The sequence below is a fragment of the Pseudomonas sp. CFBP 5748 genome (assembly GCF_053850495.1).
Genome location: NZ_JBSPTN010000019.1, coordinates 64,830 through 86,281, shown reverse-complemented (window position 1 = coordinate 86,281; position 21,452 = coordinate 64,830). Strand labels below are relative to the sequence as shown.

Here is a 21,452-nt window from a genome sequence, read left to right as displayed (position 1 = left end):
CACATCGTTCTGGTATCCCTGATAGAAACTTCAGGGGATTTTACCTAAGACCTTGAAAGGGATGGCCCTTACGGCGGCTCATTTTTGAAGAGTGTGTACGGACCGGACACATGGTTGACGGGTGTGCGGGGACATGGTGGACACTTTCCAGCGAGCCAATTTCGCCGGAAAGCCATCATGCCTTGGACTACGAGAGACGCCATGAGCCTGAAAGAGGATTTCGTTGCCTTAGCACGGCAAACCCAACATCCATGCGACTGAACCACCTCCATGGCGAGCAAGCTCGCTCCTACAGGAGAAACGCGACCCCACCCAGAACCAGGTCGGCTATCAGGCCGCCTCGCGGTGGACGTTGATCTCGGGCGCCCCATTAACCACGCTGGCTGAACGAAGGCATTGCGCAGTGGGCAACCCGGCATGGATGCCGGGTTAGCCGCGCTGGGCCATGGATGGCCCTTCGCGGCGGCTCCACGGAGCAATGCCTTCGTTCAGGCATGCCGAGCCCAGGCGAGGCACCGAGTGGTGGGGCAAAAGCGTTTTGGTTACTTTTGCGCTTCTCAAAAGTGACCCGCTGTAAGAGCGGAACCATAAGCAGCCGTTACCGAAGAAACGGATATGTACGCCGCCCCCCGAAACGAAGCCATAAAAAACGGCGCCTTCCGTCCAGGAAAAGCGCCGTTTCAAAGCAATTCCAGCTTAGTGCGATACGCGACTCGTGCCGCCCACAGTGGAGATACGAACCCGCTCACCCACACGGAACACCTCGTTCTCCTGCACCTGCTGCACATAGGCACGCATGCTGCCGTCATCTTCGCGAACGGTGATTTCCACGCCCTGGGTGCGGGTCAGGCCTTCTTCGGTTGCCGAACCAATCAGGCCACCCGCCACGGCGCCGATCACGGCGGCGACGATGCTGCCACGGCCACCACCGATCGCGCTGCCGCCTACACCACCGACCACTGCACCGGCCGCACCGCCGATTGGGGTCTTGGTGCCTTCGATCTTGACCGGACGCAGGGATTCGATGGTCCCCATGCGGATCGTCTGCACGCGACGCGCTTCGTCACGGGAGTAGGAGTCACCGGTCAGGCTCGACTGACAGCCAGTGAGCAACATCGCCATCGTGGAAAAGGAAGCAACCAGCAAAACAGACTTACGCATAGCATCAACTCCAAAAGACAGGGATTCATTAAACTCCGCAGCTTGACGCCTGTCACGGCCCCGCTGGGATAAAATTGCTTTCATTCAGGTGGGATACAGGCGCACCCGAAAAATTCACCAAACAGTAGCGCCAATTTCCGAAACCTGCGTCATCACCCTGGGATTTTTCATGGATTATTTCATCATCGTCGCGACCACCGTGGCCGGTCTGTACTTCCACTGGTGGCTGTACGTGCGAATCAAACGCTGGATGGACCGCGACCTGGCACTGTCGTTGGCGGGGCGGGATGAGCAGAAAAAAACCTACATGCTGCAGCAACTGGTCCGCGCCAAGGAGCAAGGCATCAAGCGTCGGGACCTGCAGCAATGGCTTCAAACCGCTGCTGCAAACTATCCCGAGACTAAGGTGCCAGACGCTCGCGAATCCAGTTCGCCCCTTGCAGGCGGTAGTTGAGGCGGTCGTGCAGGCGGCTCGCGCGCCCCTGCCAGAATTCGATGCGTTCAGGCAGCAAGCGATAGCCGCCCCAGTGCTCCGGGCAATGGGGTTGATTGTCGCTGAAGCGCTGTTGCGTGGCCTTGAGCAAGTCTTCCAGCTCACCGCGCCCAGCAATCACCCGACTCTGGGGTGAAGCCCAGGCGCCGAGACGGCTGCCCAGCGGCCGCACCTGGTAATAGGCGTCCGATTCCTGCGCCGTGACCTTCACCACTGTGCCCTCGATGCGCACCTGGCGCTCCAGGGTCGGCCAGAAAAACGTCATGGCCGCGAAAGGATTGCCTGCCAGCTGCTGGCCCTTGGCACTGTCGTAGTTGGTGAAGAACGTGAAGCCCTGGGCGTCCAGCCCTTTGAGCAGCAGGATCCGGCAATGCGGGCGTCCGTCGGCATCCACTGTCGCCAGGGTCATGGCGTTGGCCTCCACCGGGGCCTGCTCGGTTTTCACCGCATCGGCGAACCATTGGTGGAACAGCGCGAACGGCTCGGCCGGGGCTTGTGCCTCGGTCAGGCCGTCGCGGGTGTAGTCGCGGCGCATATCAGCCAGCGATTGGGTCATGGCGCGTTCCTTGTGGTTAGCCCATCACTGTTTGGGGGTATCGGCCGCCGCGACTTTTTTGGTATCGGTGGCGGCTTTGGTCGTCTGGGGTTTCTTCGCCGGAGTTGCTTTGGCCGGGGCTTTTTTCGCAGGCGTCTTGGCAGCGGTTTTTTTGGCCGGGGCTTTTTTGGTGGTCGAAGCGATTGCTTTCTTGACCACAGGCGCTGGAGCCGGAACTGCCGGCTTCACGTCCTGGACGGCCACCATTTTCACCGGCGCAGGGGCAGGCATGTTGTATTTGCTCAGCAGCGCAACCATGGTGTTGGCCGGCGTGACCAGCAATTCCACGCGACGGTTCAAGGCACGACCTTCCACGCTGTCGTTGGCCGCACGGGGGGCTTCCGCGCCCATGCCGCGCAGCATCAGGCGATCACGTTGCAGGCCGCTGAGACGGAAAATCGCCGCCACGGACTGGGCACGTTCCTGGCTGAGTTTCAGGTTGGCCGGCGCCGCGCCCGAGGTGTCGGCATGGCCCAGGACCAGCACCGCAGTCTTCGGGTCGGCTTCGAGGATCTTCGCCACGCGGGTGAACGGGCCGAGGGTCACGGGCAGCAGCATCGCAGGACGGTCCGGGTTGAAAGAGCCGTCCACCGGCGCGGTTACCACCAGCACATTGTCGCGACGCTCAAGTTCAAGCTTGCTGTCCTTGATAGCGGTACGCAATTTCGGCTCGTAATCGTCGAGCCAGGCCTGGGTGACTTTCGGGTCGGGCATCGGCACCGCCTTGGCGGTTTCCTGATCCTTGCCGCCGAACGGCCACCACCACTTGCCGTTGCTTTCGGCTTCGGCCTTGGCAACGGTTGGCGCCTTGGCTTCAGGCTTGTCTTGAGGCTTGAGGGCATCTTTCTTCGCGACGTCAGCAGCGTCATCGGAAGAGAACGGCCACCACCAGTGCGTAGCGCTCTCGGCCTTGGCTTGCGGGGCGACGGCGGCCGGTTTCAGGGGTGCTACCGGTGTCGTTTCCTTGGCCGCGACCTTGTCGGAAGAGCCGAACGGCCACCAGCTACTGCCGCCCTCGGCATCATTTTGTGGTGTTTGTGCGCAACCAGTGATAGCGAAGCACAGCGCCAGAGCGAGGGTTTTATTCGATGACATTGGATATCCACAAAATGATGTAAATGAAAAAACAAAAGACCATGTTCGGGCCACATAAACAGACGCTTGGAAACTGAAAAGGACACGAGGTTCCTGTGCCCACTGCCTTCAATGGCGTTTTACAGACAAGTGGCAAGCACCCTCGCGAGGTTCTGCGCGCGCGGGTCCATCAACACGTAAGGCCCGAGGGTGTTTGTCACGAAACCGAAAGCCACATCATGTTCCGGATCGGCAAACCCGATGGAGCCCCCCGCCCCCGGATGGCCGAATGCCCGTGGGCCGAGGCCGTAGGTTGCGTTCGGTACATCCGGCTGGTCGAGCATGCAACCCAGGCCGAAACGGGTCCGGGTCAACAGTGTCTTGTCCTCGCCGAGGCTGTGCTGACGAGTCAGTTCGTCGAGCATTTCGCCTTCCAGCAGGCTGCCGTCCAACAGACCGGCGTAGAACCCCGCCAGGCTGCGGGCGTTGCCGTGGCCGTTGGCCGCCGGCTGCTGCATGCGCCGCCACTCCGGCTTGTTGGTGCTGGTCATGATCGACGGCGGGTTGGTGAAAGCCCGGGTGGTCATGGCCGTGGGTTCGCGCATCGTCACCTGCAGCAGGCGCTGGGCCGCCGCATCGCCGACGTTGCCTTTGCCACGGGCGATGTGGGCCACGCGATGAAACTCTTCATCGGCCAGGCCAACGTGAAAATCCAGGCCCAACGGCTTGGCGATGCGGGCCACGATGGACTCTCCCGGGCCACGACCATCAGCCCTGCGCAGCAACTCGCCGACCAGCCAGCCGTAGGTGATCGCGGCGTAGCCGTGGCCCTCGCCCGGTGTCCACCAGGGTGTTTCAGCGGCCAGGGCATTGACCATGGTCTGCCAGTCATAGAGCGCTTCGGGCGCCAACAGCTCATGCAGCGCCGGTAACCCGGCCTGATGACAGAGCAACTGGCGCAGGGTGATGGATTGCTTGCCGGCTGCGGCAAACTCAGGCCAATATCGGGCGACCGGGGCATCCAGTTGCAACTTGCCCTCGGCCACCAATTGCAGGGCGGTGACGGCGGTGAACGTCTTGGTGCAGGAAAACAGATTGGCGATGGTGTCGCTGTGCCAGGCCTCGCTGCCATCCTTGTCGGCGGTCCCGGCCCACAGATCGATGACGGTTCGGCCACCGACTTGAATGCACAACGCCGCGCCGCGCTCTTGAGGATCATCGAACAGCGCCGCGAAGGCTTCACGCACCGCCTCGAACTGAAGCTCATAATGGCCTTGAATCTGCACCCGCAACTCCTTTGAAACAAACACTTTTTAAAGTGACTGGCATTGTTTCAGCCATTCAGGCTTTTGGGAACCGCCGCGAGACGGCTGGCTAAGCCTGGCCCCCTGTGGCAAGCCTGCTCCCACAAATACATGGCTTCGCTACACAATCGCAGCGACCTCAGGAAATCTCCCGCCGAAACGGCGGCAACGCGTTGAGGATCGCCTTGCCGTAGCGTTGGGTTACCAGCCGCCGGTCGAGCAAGGTGATGGTGCCGCGATCCTCTTCGGTACGCAGCAACCGACCGCAGGCCTGGACCAGTTTCAGCGAGGCGTCCGGCACGGAGATTTCCATGAAGGGGTTGCCACCACGGGCTTCGATCCACTCGGCCAGCGCAGCTTCCACCGGGTCGTCCGGGACCGAGAACGGGATCTTGGCGATCACCACGTGCTCACAATAGGCACCGGGCAAGTCCACGCCTTCGGCAAAACTCGCCAGGCCGAACAGCACGCTGGAATCCCCGCCGTCGACTCGCGCCTTGTGCTTGTTCAGGGTTTCCTGTTTTGACAGGTTGCCCTGGATGAACACCTGTTTGCGCCAGTCACGGTCGAGGCCATCGAACACGTCCTGCATCTGTTTGCGCGAGGAAAACAGCACCAGGGTACCCCGTGAACCTTCCACCAATTGCGGCAGATCGCGGATGATCGCGGCGGTGTGGGCGGCGGCGTCCCGTGGGTCGGCCTTGAGGTCCGGCACCCGCAGCACCCCGGCATCGGCGTGATGGAACGGGCTCGGGACCACGGCGGTCACGGCTTTCTTCGGCAAGCCGGCGCGCATGCGAAAACGGTCGAACGTGCCCAGGGCGGTCAACGTCGCGGACGTCACCAAGGCACCGTAGGCTACGTTCCACAAGTTGCGGCGCAGCATTTCCGCGGCCAGGATCGGGCTGGCATTGACCTCGATGTCGAACAACGAACCGCTCTCGGCCAGGGTCAACCAACGCGCCATTGGCGGATTGTCTTCCGGGTCCTCGGCGGTGAAGGCCGTCCACAACTCCCAATTGCCCTGGGAGCGGGACAACAAACTGCCAAACAGCGGATACCATTCCTCGGCCTGGTTGCTGGCGATACCGATATTGACCTCGCCATCCATGCCTTCCTTGAGCAGGTCGGTCAGGCGGGTGAACAGATCGGTCAAGCGGGCAAAACCCTTCTTGAGCTCGATGCCCATTTCGCGCATGTGCTCAGGAATCACCCCGCCAACAAAACGATGGCGCGGCCGCTCGCGGCCCTCGACGTCTTCGCCAGGCTTGAAATCGGCCACTTGCTCGCAAGCGGTGAACATGAACTGCTGGTTCGTCTTGATTTCCCGCGCCAGCTCCGGCACTTGCTCGATGAACTTGCCCAGGTCACCCGGCAACGGATGCTGGGCCAGCAGCTTGGTGAGGTTCTTGGCGGTGGTTTCCAGCCAGTCGGCGGTGGACCGCAGGCGGGTGTAATGGGCGAAATGGCCGATGGCCTTGTCCGGCAGGTGATGGCCTTCATCAAACACGTAGATCGTGTCACGCGGGTCCGGCAGCACTGCGCCACCGCCCAAAGCCAGGTCGGCCAGCACCATATCGTGGTTGGTGACGATCACGTCAACCTTGCCCATGCCTTCGCGAGCCTTGTAGAAGGCGCACTGGCCGAAGTTCGGGCAATGACGGTTGGTGCACTGGCTGTGATCGGTGGTCAAGCGCGACCAGTCGGCGTCTTCCAGGGCCGTGGACCAGCTGTCGCGGTCGCCGTCCCACTTATTGCCGGCCAGCTTCTCGATCATGCTGGTGAACAGCTTCTGGCTGGCCTCATCGACTTCGATCTTGAAGCCTTCTTCCTCGAACAGCTGGGCGGTGGCGGTCTGCGCCTGGCCTTCCTGCAGCAACATGTCGAGCTTGGACAGGCACATGTAGCGCCCACGGCCCTTGGCCAGGGAGAAAGTGAAATTCAGCCCGCTGTTGCGCATCAGGTCAGGCAAGTCCTTGAACACGATCTGCTCCTGCAGGGCGATCGTGGCCGTGGCGATCACCAGGCGCTTGCCGGCGGCCTTGGCAGTAGGGATCGCCGCCAGGCTGTAGGCCACGGTCTTGCCGGTACCGGTGCCGGCCTCCACCGCCACCACGGCGGGCTCGCCACTGCGCCGGCCTTCGTCGTCGGTGTCGATGTCGCCCAGGACTTTTGCCACTTCGGCAATCATCAGGCGCTGGCCATATCGCGGCTTGAGGCTCTTGGCTTCGAGAAAACGCGAATAGGCGCCCTGGATCGTGGTTTTGAGTTCGGTGCTGATCATGAATGTTCGGGCGCTAAAAACGCTGGATAAATTTTCAGTGGTTCGGATCGGCGGCTATCATACCCCGCTAATGAATCCTGCGCAGAACGGAGTAACCCAATGACACCCTTTGCCCTTGTCTACACCCTGCATTTACTGGCGGCCCTGGTCTGGGTCGGCGGCATGTTCTTCGCCTGGATGATCCTGCGTCCCGCCGCAATGACGGCCCTTGAAGGCCCTGCCCGGCTCAAGTTGTGGGTAGAAGTGTTTCAGCGTTTTTTCATTTGGGTCTGGGTGGCGGTGATACTTTTGCCGATCAGCGGTGTGGGCCTGATCCACATGCGCTTCGCCGGCTTCGAAACCGCACCGCGCTATGTGCAGGTGATGATGGGCTTGTATGTGGTGATGACCGCGCTGTTTATCCGTATCCAAGGCTTGCAACTGCCTTCGTTGCGTAGCGCTGTGGCTTCGCAGGACTGGCCGGCGGGTGCGGCGGTGCTGGGGAAGATTCGCAAACTGGTGGGGATCAATTTGCTGATCGGGCTGCTGGTGGTAGCGATTGGTGCGGCGCGGCCGATGCTCTGAAGAAACTCTTCAGGTATCACACAGAACCTGTGGGAGCGGGCTTGCTCGCGAAAGCGGTGGATCAGTCAACATTGATTAACCTGACACACCCTCTTCGCGAGCAACCCCGCTCCCACACTAGGGTCCGTCTACGCTTAGAACCGCTGCACCGTCACCGCTCCCGCCGCGCCGGCAGGCCCTGGCTGGCCATCGGCACCAGGGCGACCGCTTTTGCCACCGTCAGCGGTATAGACCAGGCAACCCTTGGCCTTGCCCCCGACCCCAGGCTTGCCACCCGGACCCGCCGCGCCACCGGCCCCGCCGTCCACCGCCACCTTGATCTGTTCGGCGGGATACTCGCGGGGCAGTTCGAGGCGCACCAGCGCCCCGGCCGCACCCGGTTGCCCGTCGCCGCCATTACTGCCGTCAGCACCGCGACCGGCTGAGCCCCAGGTGCAACCCGGAGCCTGGCCGTTGGCCCCGTCGAGGCCCACAAACCCTGGGGCGCCAGCACCACCACGGGCATCCACTGAAAACAGCGGCGCCTTCAAGGCATTGAAACGCAAGTTCAGATTGCGCCCCGGCCGGGCCGCCCTGGTATAGGTACCCGGTGCACCACGGGCAGTGATCTGGCTGCCGTCGGCCAATTCAGCCTGGACAACCTTCATCTCCAAAGCCTGTTGCGCAGGCACGATGGCGATCCGCGCCTCGCGCCCCAGGTGCAACTGGCCGATGGACAATTCAGTGACGTTGGAAGGCACCAGCAAGGTGCCGTAATCGGCCACATCCAGCCGCTCCAGGGTCAGGCTGCTGGTGGTATTGGGCAGGCGCATGAGCGAATGGCTTTCTACCTGGAGCACTTGAGCCGAAGCCCACGGGCAGACGAATGCGACGAGCAGACACAATTTACGCATGGGAAGCCTCGGGCGCGGTCGGGAGGGTTTGCAGGTGGAAGATGCCAAACAGCAGTACCCTGAGGCGATCGCGGCCAGGCGAGGGTCGGCCACGGAAGCTGGCCCCGAATAACAAAAGCTCCAGCAAATGCACCGCCAGCAGCAGCGCCCCGGCGAAGTTGACCAGCAGATGCAGCGGATGGACGAACGGTATGATCAGGTTGACCAGCACCACCAGCCAGAACAGCAGGGTCAACAAGCGCCCCAGCCCCCAAATCACCTTCATACGCCCCCCGATGAGTATTATTCTTTGGCCGCACAGTAACGGCTTGCGCGCAGGATAAGCCAGAGGCAAAGGCAAATTTAATTTACCGCCGACCAGTGACCGCCGAACCGCACGCCTCGCGATCCGACGGCTCTGGCTCGGGGCTCAACGCTGAATATGCAGTTCAACCCGACGGTTCTGCGCCCTTGCGTCATCGGTCTCGTTGTCGGCCACCGGCTCGCTTTCACCCTTGCCTTCGCTGGTGAGTTTGTCCGGGGCCAGCCCCTGGGTCAGCAGATACTCCACGACGCTGCTGGCGCGCCGCTCGGACAACGCCTGATTGTAGGCATCGGTACCCACGCTGTCGGTATGGCCGACCACCCGGATACTGGCGACATTGGCATGACTCAATTTGCCCAGCAGCCCATCGAGCTGGCTTCGAGCCGCGGCGGTGAGATCGGATTTGTCGAAATCGAACAGCACCTTGCCGGCATCGTTGAGGGTGATGACTTCGCTCGCGGGTGCTTGAGGTTCGACCGGTGGGGCGCTGGCCGGGTATTGGGGCAACGGGCAACCGTGATGTTCGACGGGGGTATTGGCCGGCGTATCGGGACAACGGTCGCGGCGGTCGAATACGCCATCGTCGTCTTCATCACCATCCTGGGCGTAGCAGATCAAGCCACCGCCCAGCAGCCCCAAAGCGGCGCCGCCAGCGGCCCAGCCACTGCTTTCAATGGCGCCCAGGCCGCCGCCGACAAGGCCGCCAATCAGGCTGCAGATTGGCCAGGTGCGTTGATTAAGCGGTGCGCTGCCATCGCTGTGGGTGGCACAACCGGACAACAGGCTGCTCGCCAGCAGCACCGGTAAGGCAGCCCTGATTAGAACGTTCATAGTGAATGCTCCTGTGTCACCGGCCCATACCGGTCACACAGGAGTAAAGACCCGCATCCGCGACTGTACAAGCCGCGGATGACAAGGGTTTCAGCGATTTATCCGGATTTCCGTGCGGCGGTTCAGCGCGCGACCATCGGCGGTTTTGTTGTCGGCCACCGGCTGGCTCTCACCGGCGCCGGACACCGAGACAAAGCTGGCGCGAGGTACACCTTGCTCGACCAGGTAGTGCACCACCGAATTGGCCCGTTTCTCGGACAACCGTTGGTTGTAGGCATCGCTGCCGACACTGTCGGTGTGGCCGGTGACCCGCAACTGCGTGGTGGATGTTTCCTGTTTCAGCCGGGTCGCAACGGTGCTCAGCACATCTTTATCGGCGGGGGTCAACGTGGCTTTGTTGAACTCGAAGTGCACATCGCGGATCACGATGGTTTCTTCCTGGACCACCACGGCCTCTGCAGCCATCGGCGCCGGGGCGGGTGGCGGGCAGCCGTCAGCATCGACCTGCACGCCCTTTGGCGTGCCCGGGCACTTGTCACGGCTGTCTGGCACACCATCGCCATCTTCATCGCCGTCACCGTGCACCCAGCAATAGGCCGCCGCCATGCCGCCGACGAACAACGCACCGCCGCCGGCCCAGGCAGTACTTTCGGTGGCGCCCAATCCCGCGCCGATTACGCCGCCGACGGCCGCACAGGTCGGCCAGTCGGTTTTCTGCAAACCTGCGCAACCAGTCAACACACTGGTTAGCAGAACCAGGGGTAACGCTGTCCGAACTATGCTCATCGGGTTTTCTCCTTGAGGGATCGGCGTTGCGCCGATTCAGGGGAGTAAAGACCCGAGTTCGGATCTGCGCCAGCCTCAAGCAATCCCGGGTTTCGCCCCGTGTTTACGGCAGTTCGGCACGTTTAGGCGCAAACCGCTCTAGGCCATGATGTCCGGGCAGGCTATCGTGGTGGTTCTGACTGAGGAACTTCGATGACCGTTGCCATTTCTACGCGTACGCCCCAGCAAGCGCTGGCCGCCGTGCTTGATCGTTACGCCCCGCAAAAACTGCTGTTGATCGGTGCGAGCAGCTTTCCCGCACTCGAGGCGTTCCAGCAGGCGCATCCCGACACCGAAGTGGTCCATGCCGCCCCCGGCGCCTTGCCAACGGACGTGGCGGCGCGGCGTTTTGACCTGGCCCTGGCGCTCGATTGCCTGGAGCATTTGCCCAAGCGCGACGGTCTGAATCTGTTGGGTGGTATCCGCAATCTCAACGCCAGCCGTATCGCCGTGTTGGCGGACCTCAACGCCTGCGGCTGGCAAGAGACGGACTTTTTCTCCCTGGCCCTGCAAGCCAGCGAGCGATTCCAGCGCGAGGAGCAGGTGCTGACCCTGTTTACCTACGATCTGCTTGAATACAAACAAGTCCCCGACTGGCTCAACTCACGTTTTTGGGCTAACCCGGAAAATTTTGGAAAATACTGGTGGTAGCCGTGAACACAAGCATGAACACAACCATTTGCCCCTGCGGCAGTGGCAACCCATTGGACGCCTGCTGTGGCCATTACCACGACGGTCACCCGGCGCCTTGCGCCGAAGCCTTGATGCGCTCACGCTATAGCGCCTACGTGCTGGGGCTGGTGGATTACCTGGTGGCCACTACCCTCCCCGCCCAGCAGGATGGCCTTGACCGCCCGTCCATCAGCGAGTGGAGCGCCAACAGCACCTGGCTGGGGCTGGAGGTGGAAAGCAGCGAAGTGTTCGGAGGCCAACCAGAACATGCCTTCGTCACCTTCACGGCGCGCTGGCACGACGGTCAGGGCGAACACAGTCACCGCGAACAGTCCTCGTTCGTACAGAATGACGGCCGCTGGTACTTCATCGACCCCACCGTGCCCGTCAAGACGGGCCGCAACGACAGTTGCCCGTGCGGCAGCGGGCAAAAATTCAAGAAGTGCTGTGCAGGCTACTTCGCTCGTTGATTTCGGAAACGTCCGACGCTTGCTCCCTCCTCTAGGGGCTAGACTGGAATGAACCAGAGGCGTGGATATGACCTACTCATCACACTTGCTACGCATCACGTGCCTGCTGCTGTTCGTCGGGCTTGGCAGTTGCGCGTCCTGGCGAGGTGACGAGGCTCCCGAGCCGCAGGTGCACCTGGTCAAGGTCGAGGTGGTGCGGGCCCGGCTGCTGGAACAGAAATTCATGCTGCACTTTCGTGTCGACAACCCCGCCGACAGCGACCTGACCGTGCGCGGCCTGACGTACCGCATCCATCTGGGTGATTTGCTGCTCACCGAAGGCGAACATGAACATTGGTTCACCGTGGCCCCACGACACAGCGGCTATTTCAAGGTGCCGATCCGCACCAACCTGTGGCCGCAGGTGCGGGACGTGGTGAAATTGCTCGAAAAACCCCGGGAGCAGATCCCCTATCGTCTGGAAGGTGAGCTGGAAACCGGGATATTCATCGCTCACTACGTGCACCTGAAGCGCAATGGCGTGATAATCGCCGCCGATTTTATTGCGGAGTAACCCCGATGACCCAGCAACCCCACGTTCACGGCCCTGATTGCAACCACGATCATGACCATCACCACGAACATGACCACGGCCACGTCCACGGTCCGAACTGCGGCCACGCCCACCAGGAACCAGTGCGCAACGCCCTGAAGGATGTCGGCCGCAACGACCCTTGCCCATGCGGCAATGGCAAGAAATTCAAGAAGTGCCACGGGGCTTGAGGGTTCGGGTGGAAATTTTTTTCGCCTGCTAGAGCGTCATTGCGAGCAAGCTCGCTCCCACAGGGGAATTGCGGTAAAGCGATCTCTAATGATCGTCGCAGAATCAAAATGTGGGAGCGAGCTTGCTCCAGGCGGCGATCCGACGATGAGGCCGGCGCTGTTAGTACCTATCTATCAGCCCGCCTCCAGAATCCGCTTCACACTGACCACCGTCGCATACTCGCCGTGCAAGTTGCCCAGGGACATGGCATGCACCTCGCTGGCCGAACGGGCATTGCCGAAATAATCGGCCTTGTCGAAGGTAAAGCAGGCGTCCTCGGCCACCCAGGTGTCGAATCCCAGGTTGCCGGCCGTACGCGCCGTGGACTCCACCGAGTTGTGCGTCGCCACGCCGACGATCACCACTTGCCCGATCCCGGCCTTGCGCAGGTCTTCCTCCAGACGGGTGCCACTGAACGCATCCGGCACCTGCTTTTGAACCAACCACTCCCCAGCCACCGGTTCGAACCGCGGCTGAACTTCCACCCCCGACTGCCCCGGCCAAAACACCGAGTCCGGCGAGCGGGACAGGTGATGGACATGAATCACCGGTCGCGCCGTATGTCGCCAAAAAGCCAGCAATTCCAGCATGCGCAGCTCCGCCTCGGGGTTGTTGCGGGGGCCAAGCCTGGGGTGAAGGATGCCTTTTTGTTGATCGATGAGGATCAACGCTGCGTTTTCCTGAAGCTCCATGCCAGTTTTCTCATGCTCGTTCATTGGATTTGCCACACTTGAGCATCCCCTCTTCCTACAGGCAAGCCTTCGAACAAAACAGGGCCAAGACTTAATTTGTCGGTTTCATCGCCAAATCCACAAATAACCCTCGCCCCCGCTTGCGCGGCCCCCTCCTGCTCACTAACGTAGCGCCTTTATTGCTGCCACCCCCCTCCCGCAGGAGCTTTGCCATGGCCTCGCCAGCCTCTATTTCTTTTATTCCCCGGCTCGGCGTTGCCGCCGCAGTGGCCAGTGTGCTCGGTTTGAGCGGTTGTCAGGCCTGGAACACCCAGGACACTGTTGCGCCCACTTCCGGCGTGCAACCGCTCAAGGGGTTGGCGCAGAACGTCTCGGTTCGACGCAATGCCATGGGCATGCCGTTGATCGAGAGCAATAGCTTCCATGACGCCCTGTTCACCCTTGGCTACGTCCATGCCAGCGACCGTATCACCCAGATGGTGACCTTGCGCCTGCTGGCCCAGGGGCGATTGGCGGAAATGTCCGGTGCCGAACGGCTGGACGTCGACCGCTACATGCGTGCAGTCAACCTGAAGAAAAACGCCGATGAGCTGTACAAGGCCTCTTCTCCACGGCTCAAGCGCTTCTTCGAAGTCTATGCCCGCGGCGTCAACGCCTATCTGTTCCGATACCGCGACAAGTTGCCATCGGACCTGGCTGCTACCGGCTACAAACCCGAATACTGGAAACCGGAAGATTCGGCGCTGATGTTCTGCCTGCTGAATTTCAGCCAATCGGCCAACCTGCCGGAAGAAATCGCCAACCTGGTGCTGGCCCAGACGGTCACCCATGACAAACTCGCCTGGCTAAGCCCGTCCTATCCGGATGAACAACTGCCCATGGCAGAGGCCGACAAGCTCCAGGGTATTCGGCTCAACGGTCAAGTCCCGGGCCTGAACGAAATCAGCAAGGCCACCGGCCAGTTGACTGAACTGAACCTGTTGAACGGGGCATCTTCGAGCAACTGGGCCATCGCGCCGCAACGCAGCCGCAACGGCAAGAGCCTGCTGGCCAGCGACGGCCATGGGCCATTGAGCACCTCGTCGCTGTGGGTTCCTGTGCAGATCCGTGCCCCCAAGTACCAGGCGGCCGGGGTTTCCGTGGCGGGCATTCCGATGATTCTGGCGGGCTTCAACGGCAAAGTGGCCTGGAGCATGACCAGCGTACTGGGCGACAACCAGGACCTGTTCCTGGAAAAAATCCGTCGCCAGGGCAATGGCCTGTCCTACGAGGTCAACGGCAAATGGCAGCCAGTGATGGTGCGTAACGAAACCTACTTCATCAAAGGTCAGCGACCAATTCGTGAAGCGGTGTTCGAAACCCGTCATGGTCCGCTGCTCAACAGCGCCCAAGGCCCGGCCATGGCCAACGGTTTTGGTCTGGCGTTGCAGACGCCAAGCTTTGCCGACGACAAAACCCTGGACGCACTCTTCGACCTGTCCCGCGCGCAGAACGTCGAGAAAGCCTCGGATGCCAGCCGGGAAGTCCTTGCCCTGGCGGTAAACATGGTCTTTGCCGACGCCAGCCATATCGGCTGGCAAGTCACCGGTCGCTACCCCAACCGCCGCGAAGGCGAAGGCCTGTTGCCGTCGCCAGGCTGGGACGGTCGCTACGACTGGGACGGTTACGCCGACCCGATGCTGCACCCCTACGACCAGGACCCGGCCCAAGGCTGGCTCGGCACCGCCAACCAGCGGGTCATTCCCCACGGCTACGGCATGCAGTTGTCCAACTCCTGGGCCGCACCGGAGCGTGGCGAGCGCATGGCCGAACTGGCCGGCGCGGGCAAGCACGACAGCCGCAGCCTCAGCGCCATGCAATATGACCAGACCACGACCTTCGCGACCAAGCTCAAGAAAGCCTTTGAAGCCCCGGGCATGGCCCAGCCGCTCAAACTGGCGATCGAAGCCCTGCCGGTAGCGGATCGGGCCAAGGCCCGCGAGGCCTATACCCGTCTGATGGCGTTCGATGGCCGGCTCAGCCCGACCTCGGCCGACGCAGCGACTTATGAGTTGTTCCTGCAGGAAAGCATGAAGCAGATTTTCCTCGACGAGTTGGGCCCGCAAAGCAGCCCGGCGTGGAAAGCCCTGGTTGCCAATGGCCAATTGTCCTACTCGGCCCAGGCCGATCATCTGCTGGCTCGCGAGGACAGCCCTTTCTGGGACGACGTGCGTACGCCGCAGAAAGAAGACAAGGCGCTCATCCTGGCCCGAAGCCTGGCCGCGACCATCAGCGCCGGCGACAGCCTGTTGGGCGGTGATCACAAGGCCTGGCAATGGGGCAAGCTGCACCCATACACGTGGAAAAACAGCAGTGGCCAGATCGTGCGCGGACCGGTATCGGCCGGCGGCGACGCCACCACGCTCAACACCGCGGCGTTCGCCTGGGGCGAGGATTTCAACACCACCCTGGCGCCTGCGATGCGCTTTATCGTTGACTTTGGCCAGCCTGAACCGTTGATGATTCAAGGGGGTACAGGGCAGTCCGATAACCCGGCCAGTGCGAACTACGTCAATGGCCTCGATCCGTGGATCAAGGGGCAGTATCAGAACCTGCCCTTGCAGCCGCAGAACTTTGATCGGGCGTATGGCAAGACACGGTTGACCCTGGTGCCGGGCAAATAGGCCGTCCACTGTGGCGAGGGGATGATCCCCGCAGCAGCCCCTAAAGGTCGAACCTCGCCGCCAGGTGTACCGTGATACCCGATTTGAGGGCTGCTACGCAGCCCAACGGGGATAAATCCCCTCCTGCCAGAGCAATGACAAAAGCACAGCCCGCTCCATCCTGGTGCATCTTTTGAGGTACGCTCGTACCCGCGCACCAACGCGCGCCACTGCCTCTGGCCGAAGCTTTTAAAACACTTGTTCGGCACTCTGGTTCGGAAATTGCTACCTTTATGCCGTCATACCGTTCTCGCCTTCACCGGTAACAATACTTACGCGCCACAAGCGCTCATATTGGTTTTAGGGATTGAATAATGAAAAAAGCACTGCTGACCCTTTCTGCACTGGCGTTGTGCATGGCCGCCGGCGTCGCCACGGCCAAGGAATACAAGGAACTGCGTTTTGGTGTCGACCCCTCCTACGCTCCGTTTGAATCCAAGGCCGCCGACGGCAGCCTGGTCGGTTTCGACATCGACCTGGGCAATGCGATCTGCGCGGAACTGAAGGTCAAATGCAAATGGGTCGAAAGTGATTTCGACGGCATGATCCCGGGCCTGAAAGCCAAGAAATTCGACGGTGTGATCTCCTCCATGACCGTGACCCCGGCCCGCGAGAAAGTCATCGACTTCTCCAGCGAGCTGTTCTCCGGCCCGACGGCGTATGTGTTCAAGAAAGGCTCAGGCCTGAGCGAAGACGTTGCCTCGCTCAAAGGCAAAACCGTCGGCTACGAGCAAGGCACCATCCAGGAAGCCTACGCCAAAGCCGTGCTGGACAAGGCTGGCGTCAAGACCCAGGCCTATCAGAACCAGGACCAGGTCTACGCCGACCTGACCTCCGGGCGCCTCGACGCAGCGATCCAAGACATGCTGCAGGCCGAGCTGGGCTTCCTGAAATCGCCAAAAGGCGAAGGCTATGAAGTCAGCAAGCCAGTGGACAGCGAACTGCTGCCTTCCAAGACCGCCATCGGTATCAGCAAAGGTAACAAAGAGCTGAAGGCACTTTTGGATAAAGGTATCAAAGCGTTACACGACGACGGCACCTACGCCGAAATCCAGAAAAAACACTTTGGCGATCTGAATCTGTACAGCGGCAAATAATGCGCTGCGCCCATCCGGACTCGGATGGGCGCTTTTTTCCTGCCAAAGGCCTCTTTCATGTTCGAACAACTCCTACAAAATCTGGGGCTCTCCGCCTTCAGCCTGCAGGGCTTCGGCCCGCTGCTGATGCAAGGCACCTGGATGACCATCAAACTGGCGGTCCTGTCGTTGTTGCTGAGCGTCCTGCTCGGCCTGCTGGGTGCCAGTGCCAAGCTGTCCAGCCTCAAACTGCTGCGAATCCCTGCCCAGCTCTACACCACGCTGATTCGCGGCGTGCCGGACCTGGTGCTGATGCTGCTGATTTTCTACAGCCTGCAAACCTGGCTGACTTCTTTTACCGATTTCATGGAATGGGAATACATCGAGATCAACCCGTTCGGCGCCGGGGTCATCACCCTGGGCTTTATCTATGGCGCGTACTTCACCGAAACCTTCCGCGGCGCGATCCTATCGGTGCCCCGTGGCCAGGTCGAAGCCGCCACAGCCTATGGTCTCAAGCGTGGCCAGCGGTTCCGCTTCGTGGTGTTTCCGCAAATGATGCGCTTCGCCCTGCCGGGTATCGGCAACAACTGGATGGTGATGCTCAAGGCCACCGCGCTGGTGTCGATCATTGGTTTGGCCGACCTGGTCAAGGCGGCCCAGGACGCGGGCAAGAGCACATATCAGCTGTTTTACTTCCTGGTGCTGGCGGCGTTGATCTACCTGTTGATCACCAGCGCGTCCAATTTCATTCTGCGCCGGCTTGAACGCCGCTACGCCGCTGGAGCCCGGGAGGCGGTGCGATGATCGAACTTCTACAGGAATACTGGCGGCCGTTTCTTTACAGCGACGGCGCCAACATCACTGGCCTGGCGATGACCCTGTGGCTGCTCAGCGCCTCACTGCTGATCGGCTTTGTGGTGTCGATCCCGCTGTCCATCGCCCGGGTTTCGCCCACGTTCTACATACGCTGGCCGGTGCAGTTCTACACCTATCTATTCCGCGGCACGCCGCTCTACATCCAGTTGCTGATCTGCTACACCGGCATCTACAGCATCGCGGCGGTACGTGCCCAGCCACTGCTCGACAGCTTCTTTCGCGACGCGATGAACTGCACGATCCTGGCCTTTGCCTTGAACACCTGCGCCTACACCACGGAAATTTTCGCCGGGGCGATTCGCAGCATGAACCATGGCGAAGTCGAAGCGGCCAAGGCCTATGGCCTGACTGGCTGGAAGCTCTACACCTACGTGATCATGCCTTCGGCGCTGCGCCGCTCGCTGCCGTATTACAGCAACGAAGTGATTCTGATGCTGCACTCGACGACCGTGGCGTTCACCGCTACCGTTCCTGATGTGCTGAAAGTCGCCCGGGACGCCAACTCGGCCACATTCCTGACGTTCCAGTCGTTCGGCATCGCCGCGTTGATCTACCTGACCGTCACCTTTGCACTGGTGGGCCTCTTCCGCCTCGCCGAACGCCGCTGGCTGGCCTTTCTCGGGCCGACCCACTAGGGCTTTTGTTCCAGGACACACAAGCAAATGCGCCACCAGAGTCATGACCTGCTGGCCCCGCTGCCGGGGACCGCACGCAAGATCCACAGCTTCCACTTCGGCCCGGAAAACGCCGTTGGCAAAATCTACATCCAGTCGTCCCTGCACGCCGATGAACTGCCTGGCATGCTGGTAGCCTGGCACCTCAAGCAGCGCCTGGCCGAGCTTGAGGCGTCCGGCCACCTGCGGCACGAGATCGTGCTGGTGCCCGTCGCCAACCCCATCGGTCTTGAACAAGTGCTGATGGACGTGCCCCTGGGCCGCTACGAAATGGAGAGCGGGCAGAATTTCAATCGCCGCTTCGTCGACCTGAGCGAAGAAGTCGGCAACGAAATCGAAGAGCTGCTCACCGACGACCCGCAGCACAACCTGCTGCTGATCCGCACCAGCCTGCGCGATGCCCTCGCCCGACAGACCGCCAGCACGCAACTGCAATCCCAGCGCCTGGTCCTGCAACGGCTGGCCTGCGACGCCGACATGGTGCTGGACCTGCATTGCGACTTCGAAGCCGTGGCCCACCTCTACACCACACCGCAAGCCTGGCCGCAGGTCGAACCGCTGGCGCGCTACATCGGTGCCGAGGCCAGCTTGCTGGCGACCGATTCGGGTGGCCAGTCGTTCGATGAATGCTTCACGCTGCTCTGGTGGCAACTCAAGGAACGCTTCGGCGAGCGGTTCGAGATTCCCTTGGGCAGCTTTTCGGTCACCGTGGAATTGCGCGGCCAGGGCGACGTCAACCACGGGCTGGCGAGCCTCGATTGCCAGGCGCTGATCGAATACCTGATCCGCTTCGGCGCCATCGACGGCGAACCGATGCCCCTACCCGACCTGCCCTACCCGGCCACGCCGTTGGCCGGTGTAGAACCCGTGGCGACGCCCGTGGGTGGGCTGCTGGTCTACAGCGCCCTGCCCGGCGAATACCTGGAGGCGGGGCAACTGATCGCGGAAATCATCGACCCGGTCAACGACACCGTTACCCCCGTTCATTGCCGTAACGCCGGGCTGCTCTACGCCCGCTCGCTGCGCCGCATGGCCACCGCCGGCATGGTGATCGCCCATGTCGCCGGCGCCGAAGCCTACCGCAGCGGTTACCTACTTTCGCCTTGAGGATGCCTGTTCCATGTACAAACTGACCATCGAAGGCCTGCATAAAAGCTATGGCGAACATCAGGTGCTCAAAGGCGTTTCGCTCAAGGCCAAGACCGGCGACGTCATCAGCCTGATCGGCGCCAGCGGCTCGGGCAAAAGTACCTTTTTGCGCTGTATCAACTTTCTCGAGCAACCCAATGACGGCGCCATGAGCCTGGACGGCCAGGCGATCCAGATGATCAAGGACCGCCACGGCATGCGCGTGGCCGACGATGATGAACTGCAACGCATCCGTACGCGCCTGGCCATGGTGTTCCAACACTTCAACCTGTGGAGCCACATGACCGTGCTGGAGAACATCACCATGGCACCGCGCCGGGTGTTGGGGATCAGCAAGCAGGAAGCCGACGACCGTGCTCGCCGTTATCTCGACAAGGTCGGCCTGCCGGCGCGGGTCGCCGAACAATATCCGGCGTTCCTTTCCGGCGGCCAGCAACAACGCGTGGCCATTGCCCGCGCGCTGGCGATGGAGCCCGAGGTGATGCTGTTCGACGAACCCACCTCGGCCCTGGACCCGGAGCTGGTGGGTGAAGTCTTGAAAGTGATCCAGGGCCTGGCCGAAGAAGGCCGGACCATGATCATGGTGACCCACGAAATGAGCTTCGCCCGCAAAGTCTCGAACCAGGTGCTGTTCCTGCACCAGGGCCTGGTGGAAGAAGAAGGCGCGCCGGAAGACGTGCTGGGCAATCCCAGGAGCGAACGGCTCAAGCAGTTTCTCAGTGGCAACCTGAAATAAACTCTGTGGCGACGGTTGTGTGGGAGCAAACTTTGCTCCCACAGCTGACAGATCACTATTCGTTCAGGCAACAGGCGCAGGAGGCGGCTCGTCCGGCAGGGTTGGCTCGCCGGGTTCGGTGGGCTCTTCGTTGGGGGTGTCGGGATCAGGCTGGCCGGGGATACCACCCGCCGCTTCGGCAGGATGGGCCAGCAACGACCAGGCCATGACGCCAATCTGATTGGGCTCAAGCTTGGCCAGTTCGGCACTGATTCGCGGATCGATCTTCATAGAGCAACTCCTGGGCGAAGGCCCGTTGCGCTGACGCAAAAACGGGCAGTACACGCAATAGAGTGTCTGCCCGCCCAGGAATTCCAACAGTTCGTCTGAATCAGGTACGCGGTAGCGTCACACCGCGCTGGCCCTGGTATTTACCACCCCGATCCTTGTAGGACACTTCACATTCTTCATCGGACTCAAGGAACAACATCTGCGCTACCCCCTCGTTGGCATAGATTTTCGCCGGCAGGGTCGTGGTGTTGGAGAACTCCAGGGTCACGTGGCCTTCCCACTCCGGTTCCAGCGGCGTGACGTTGACGATGATGCCGCAACGGGCGTAGGTGCTTTTGCCCAGGCAGATGGTCAGCACGTTGCGCGGAATACGGAAGTACTCGACGGTGCGGGCCAGGGCGAAGGAGTTCGGCGGGATGATGCAAACGTCACTCTTGACGTCGACGAAGCTCTTCTCGTCGAAGTTCTTCGGGTCGACGGTGGCCGAATTGATGTTGGTGAACACCTTGAATTCATCGGCACAGCGCACGTCGTAGCCGTAGCTGGAGACGCCGAAGGAAATCAGCCGGTCGGCGCCTTCGCCACGCATCTGGCGCTCGACGAAGGGCTCGATCATGCCGTGCTCTTGCGCCATGCGGCGAATCCACTTGTCCGATTTGATGCTCATGGCGGTTTCCTGAAATAGCGAGGTGGAAAAAATACGTCCAGCATCTTACCGGGGCGCGAGGCCGGGTTCAAAGCGCGGGACGTAAATCTCGCCGATCCACCTTGATTTCCTGGTCCTGACGGCAATACCGCTGGCCGTCAGTCACCAAAACCGAGAAACCTTCGCAAAGACCATTGGCACATTCGGGAAAAAGGGTTAAGGTGACGTCACTGTGTTGCTTGTGTCACTGAGAATCTCTACACGATATGTTGAATTTCGATCCAACCATCTACAAGAATTTTTCCTGCTCTTTGCACTCAGTCTCGGCCAGGGTTCTTCCTGAGTCGCAGTTATCT

The 21,452-nt window shown here is 61.2% G+C and carries 24 protein-coding genes; 12 read left to right on the top strand and 12 right to left on the bottom strand.

All coding sequences use genetic code 11. The features are described 5' to 3' along the window. Nucleotides 1-696 precede the first annotated feature (696 nt). Nucleotides 697-1,161 (bottom strand): outer membrane lipoprotein, encoded by a 465-nt coding sequence (locus ACWNZ1_RS28050; protein WP_024776354.1) that lies wholly within the window; start codon nucleotides 1,159-1,161, stop codon nucleotides 697-699. Between the two features lie 169 nt (nucleotides 1,162-1,330). On the opposite strand from ACWNZ1_RS28050, the gene ACWNZ1_RS28045 reads away from it, so the two are divergent. Then, nucleotides 1,331-1,615, top strand: a complete 285-nt coding sequence (locus ACWNZ1_RS28045; protein ID WP_256452277.1) for a hypothetical protein — start codon at nucleotides 1,331-1,333, stop codon at nucleotides 1,613-1,615. Here ACWNZ1_RS28045 and pdxH read toward each other — a convergent pair. The 4 genes from pdxH to dinG form a co-directional block, all read right to left on the bottom strand. After that, complete coding sequence (gene pdxH / locus ACWNZ1_RS28040) at nucleotides 1,563-2,210, bottom strand: pyridoxamine 5'-phosphate oxidase (RefSeq protein WP_256452276.1); 648 nt, start codon at nucleotides 2,208-2,210, stop codon at nucleotides 1,563-1,565. The two genes, ACWNZ1_RS28045 and pdxH, sit on opposite strands and share 53 nt — an antisense overlap. Nucleotides 2,211-2,234: 24 nt before the next feature. Then, a complete protein-coding gene (locus ACWNZ1_RS28035; protein ID WP_256452275.1) occupies nucleotides 2,235-3,344 on the bottom strand; it encodes an OmpA family protein in 1,110 nt (369 codons plus the stop codon). Nucleotides 3,345-3,463: 119 nt separating this feature from the next. Beyond that, nucleotides 3,464-4,609, bottom strand: coding sequence for a serine hydrolase domain-containing protein (locus ACWNZ1_RS28030; protein WP_135844017.1), 1,146 nt, complete (start codon nucleotides 4,607-4,609; stop codon nucleotides 3,464-3,466). A gap of 157 nt (nucleotides 4,610-4,766) precedes the next feature. Next, complete coding sequence (gene dinG, locus ACWNZ1_RS28025) at nucleotides 4,767-6,911, bottom strand: ATP-dependent DNA helicase DinG (RefSeq protein WP_135844016.1); 2,145 nt, start codon at nucleotides 6,909-6,911, stop codon at nucleotides 4,767-4,769. Nucleotides 6,912-7,010: 99 nt separating this feature from the next. Here dinG and ACWNZ1_RS28020 point away from each other — a divergent pair, with 99 nt between their 5' ends. Next, nucleotides 7,011-7,475, top strand: a complete 465-nt coding sequence (locus ACWNZ1_RS28020) for a CopD family protein (protein WP_135844015.1) — start codon at nucleotides 7,011-7,013, stop codon at nucleotides 7,473-7,475. 134 nt (nucleotides 7,476-7,609) lie between these two features. On the opposite strand, the gene ACWNZ1_RS28015 is transcribed toward ACWNZ1_RS28020, so the two are convergent. From ACWNZ1_RS28015 to ACWNZ1_RS28000, 4 genes are all read right to left on the bottom strand, one after another. Next, nucleotides 7,610-8,368, bottom strand: a complete 759-nt coding sequence (locus ACWNZ1_RS28015) for a collagen-like protein (protein ID WP_256452274.1) — start codon at nucleotides 8,366-8,368, stop codon at nucleotides 7,610-7,612. Next, nucleotides 8,361-8,633 (bottom strand): DUF1145 domain-containing protein, encoded by a 273-nt coding sequence (locus ACWNZ1_RS28010; protein WP_256452273.1) that lies wholly within the window; start codon nucleotides 8,631-8,633, stop codon nucleotides 8,361-8,363. Before ACWNZ1_RS28010 ends, ACWNZ1_RS28015 begins: the two co-directional genes overlap by 8 nt. Nucleotides 8,634-8,777: 144 nt before the next feature. Continuing rightward, a complete protein-coding gene (locus tag ACWNZ1_RS28005; protein ID WP_265072776.1) occupies nucleotides 8,778-9,503 on the bottom strand; it encodes an OmpA family protein in 726 nt (241 codons plus the stop codon). Between the two features lie 90 nt (nucleotides 9,504-9,593). Then, nucleotides 9,594-10,289: an OmpA family protein gene (locus ACWNZ1_RS28000; protein ID WP_256452271.1), complete on the bottom strand. Its 696-nt coding sequence runs from the start codon at nucleotides 10,287-10,289 to the stop codon at nucleotides 9,594-9,596. A gap of 192 nt (nucleotides 10,290-10,481) precedes the next feature. Here ACWNZ1_RS28000 and ACWNZ1_RS27995 point away from each other — a divergent pair, with 192 nt between their 5' ends. From ACWNZ1_RS27995 to ACWNZ1_RS27980, 4 genes are all read left to right on the top strand, one after another. Beyond that, nucleotides 10,482-10,979, top strand: a complete 498-nt coding sequence (locus ACWNZ1_RS27995) for a DUF6231 family protein (protein WP_135844010.1) — start codon at nucleotides 10,482-10,484, stop codon at nucleotides 10,977-10,979. A gap of 14 nt (nucleotides 10,980-10,993) precedes the next feature. Then, nucleotides 10,994-11,470, top strand: coding sequence for a YchJ family protein (locus ACWNZ1_RS27990; RefSeq protein WP_135844009.1), 477 nt, complete (start codon nucleotides 10,994-10,996; stop codon nucleotides 11,468-11,470). A gap of 67 nt (nucleotides 11,471-11,537) precedes the next feature. Further along, nucleotides 11,538-12,023 (top strand): LEA type 2 family protein, encoded by a 486-nt coding sequence (locus tag ACWNZ1_RS27985; protein WP_135844008.1) that lies wholly within the window; start codon nucleotides 11,538-11,540, stop codon nucleotides 12,021-12,023. A 5-nt stretch (nucleotides 12,024-12,028) separates the two neighbouring features. Then, entirely contained in the window at nucleotides 12,029-12,232 is a 204-nt protein-coding gene (locus tag ACWNZ1_RS27980; RefSeq protein WP_034154967.1) for an SEC-C metal-binding domain-containing protein, read from the top strand. 174 nt (nucleotides 12,233-12,406) lie between these two features. Here the strand turns inward: ACWNZ1_RS27980 and ACWNZ1_RS27975 are convergent, their stop codons facing one another. Beyond that, on the bottom strand, nucleotides 12,407-12,964 hold the full coding sequence (locus ACWNZ1_RS27975) for a cysteine hydrolase family protein (protein ID WP_135844007.1): 558 nt from the start codon (nucleotides 12,962-12,964) through the stop codon (nucleotides 12,407-12,409). Nucleotides 12,965-13,176: 212 nt separating this feature from the next. Here ACWNZ1_RS27975 and ACWNZ1_RS27970 point away from each other — a divergent pair, with 212 nt between their 5' ends. From ACWNZ1_RS27970 to ACWNZ1_RS27945, 6 genes are all read left to right on the top strand, one after another. Continuing rightward, nucleotides 13,177-15,627: a penicillin acylase family protein gene (locus ACWNZ1_RS27970; protein ID WP_256452270.1), complete on the top strand. Its 2,451-nt coding sequence runs from the start codon at nucleotides 13,177-13,179 to the stop codon at nucleotides 15,625-15,627. 353 nt (nucleotides 15,628-15,980) lie between these two features. Beyond that, nucleotides 15,981-16,763, top strand: coding sequence for a transporter substrate-binding domain-containing protein (locus ACWNZ1_RS27965; RefSeq protein WP_135844005.1), 783 nt, complete (start codon nucleotides 15,981-15,983; stop codon nucleotides 16,761-16,763). 57 nt (nucleotides 16,764-16,820) lie between these two features. Then, nucleotides 16,821-17,549 (top strand): ABC transporter permease, encoded by a 729-nt coding sequence (locus ACWNZ1_RS27960; protein WP_135844004.1) that lies wholly within the window; start codon nucleotides 16,821-16,823, stop codon nucleotides 17,547-17,549. Further along, nucleotides 17,546-18,256, top strand: coding sequence for an ABC transporter permease (locus ACWNZ1_RS27955; RefSeq protein ID WP_135844003.1), 711 nt, complete (start codon nucleotides 17,546-17,548; stop codon nucleotides 18,254-18,256). Before ACWNZ1_RS27960 ends, ACWNZ1_RS27955 begins: the two co-directional genes overlap by 4 nt. Before the next feature lie 27 nt (nucleotides 18,257-18,283). Continuing rightward, nucleotides 18,284-19,402, top strand: a complete 1,119-nt coding sequence (locus ACWNZ1_RS27950; protein ID WP_135844002.1) for a succinylglutamate desuccinylase/aspartoacylase family protein — start codon at nucleotides 18,284-18,286, stop codon at nucleotides 19,400-19,402. 13 nt (nucleotides 19,403-19,415) lie between these two features. Continuing rightward, nucleotides 19,416-20,180 carry an ABC transporter ATP-binding protein gene (locus ACWNZ1_RS27945; RefSeq protein WP_135844001.1) on the top strand — a complete coding sequence of 255 codons (765 nt, stop codon included), beginning with the start codon at nucleotides 19,416-19,418 and terminating at the stop codon, nucleotides 20,178-20,180. A gap of 63 nt (nucleotides 20,181-20,243) precedes the next feature. On the opposite strand, the gene ACWNZ1_RS27940 is transcribed toward ACWNZ1_RS27945, so the two are convergent. Together ACWNZ1_RS27940 and dcd are read right to left on the bottom strand one after the other, a co-directional pair. Further along, complete coding sequence (locus ACWNZ1_RS27940) at nucleotides 20,244-20,450, bottom strand: hypothetical protein (RefSeq protein WP_135844000.1); 207 nt, start codon at nucleotides 20,448-20,450, stop codon at nucleotides 20,244-20,246. A 100-nt stretch (nucleotides 20,451-20,550) separates the two neighbouring features. Beyond that, nucleotides 20,551-21,117: a dCTP deaminase gene (gene dcd / locus ACWNZ1_RS27935; protein ID WP_003184751.1), complete on the bottom strand. Its 567-nt coding sequence runs from the start codon at nucleotides 21,115-21,117 to the stop codon at nucleotides 20,551-20,553. Nucleotides 21,118-21,452: the final 335 nt, after the last annotated feature.

Coding starts and splice junctions, on each gene's coding strand:
- ACWNZ1_RS28035 (WP_256452275.1), bottom strand. CDS start 3,344: ATGTCATCGAATAAAACCCTCGCTCTGGCGCTGTGCTTCGCTATCACT.
- ACWNZ1_RS27970 (WP_256452270.1), top strand. CDS start 13,177: ATGGCCTCGCCAGCCTCTATTTCTTTTATTCCCCGGCTCGGCGTTGCC.
- ACWNZ1_RS27940 (WP_135844000.1), bottom strand. CDS start 20,450: ATGAAGATCGATCCGCGAATCAGTGCCGAACTGGCCAAGCTTGAGCCC.
- ACWNZ1_RS27945 (WP_135844001.1), top strand. CDS start 19,416: ATGTACAAACTGACCATCGAAGGCCTGCATAAAAGCTATGGCGAACAT.
- ACWNZ1_RS27955 (WP_135844003.1), top strand. CDS start 17,546: ATGATCGAACTTCTACAGGAATACTGGCGGCCGTTTCTTTACAGCGAC.
- ACWNZ1_RS27960 (WP_135844004.1), top strand. CDS start 16,821: ATGTTCGAACAACTCCTACAAAATCTGGGGCTCTCCGCCTTCAGCCTG.
- ACWNZ1_RS27980 (WP_034154967.1), top strand. CDS start 12,029: ATGACCCAGCAACCCCACGTTCACGGCCCTGATTGCAACCACGATCAT.
- ACWNZ1_RS27990 (WP_135844009.1), top strand. CDS start 10,994: ATGAACACAACCATTTGCCCCTGCGGCAGTGGCAACCCATTGGACGCC.
- dinG (WP_135844016.1), bottom strand. CDS start 6,911: ATGATCAGCACCGAACTCAAAACCACGATCCAGGGCGCCTATTCGCGT.
- ACWNZ1_RS27950 (WP_135844002.1), top strand. CDS start 18,284: ATGCGCCACCAGAGTCATGACCTGCTGGCCCCGCTGCCGGGGACCGCA.
- ACWNZ1_RS28005 (WP_265072776.1), bottom strand. CDS start 9,503: ATGAACGTTCTAATCAGGGCTGCCTTACCGGTGCTGCTGGCGAGCAGC.
- ACWNZ1_RS27975 (WP_135844007.1), bottom strand. CDS start 12,964: ATGGAGCTTCAGGAAAACGCAGCGTTGATCCTCATCGATCAACAAAAA.
- ACWNZ1_RS27995 (WP_135844010.1), top strand. CDS start 10,482: ATGACCGTTGCCATTTCTACGCGTACGCCCCAGCAAGCGCTGGCCGCC.
- ACWNZ1_RS27965 (WP_135844005.1), top strand. CDS start 15,981: ATGAAAAAAGCACTGCTGACCCTTTCTGCACTGGCGTTGTGCATGGCC.
- ACWNZ1_RS28010 (WP_256452273.1), bottom strand. CDS start 8,633: ATGAAGGTGATTTGGGGGCTGGGGCGCTTGTTGACCCTGCTGTTCTGG.
- ACWNZ1_RS28050 (WP_024776354.1), bottom strand. CDS start 1,161: ATGCGTAAGTCTGTTTTGCTGGTTGCTTCCTTTTCCACGATGGCGATG.
- ACWNZ1_RS28015 (WP_256452274.1), bottom strand. CDS start 8,368: ATGCGTAAATTGTGTCTGCTCGTCGCATTCGTCTGCCCGTGGGCTTCG.
- ACWNZ1_RS28000 (WP_256452271.1), bottom strand. CDS start 10,289: ATGAGCATAGTTCGGACAGCGTTACCCCTGGTTCTGCTAACCAGTGTG.
- ACWNZ1_RS27985 (WP_135844008.1), top strand. CDS start 11,538: ATGACCTACTCATCACACTTGCTACGCATCACGTGCCTGCTGCTGTTC.
- ACWNZ1_RS28045 (WP_256452277.1), top strand. CDS start 1,331: ATGGATTATTTCATCATCGTCGCGACCACCGTGGCCGGTCTGTACTTC.
- ACWNZ1_RS28020 (WP_135844015.1), top strand. CDS start 7,011: ATGACACCCTTTGCCCTTGTCTACACCCTGCATTTACTGGCGGCCCTG.
- pdxH (WP_256452276.1), bottom strand. CDS start 2,210: ATGACCCAATCGCTGGCTGATATGCGCCGCGACTACACCCGCGACGGC.
- dcd (WP_003184751.1), bottom strand. CDS start 21,117: ATGAGCATCAAATCGGACAAGTGGATTCGCCGCATGGCGCAAGAGCAC.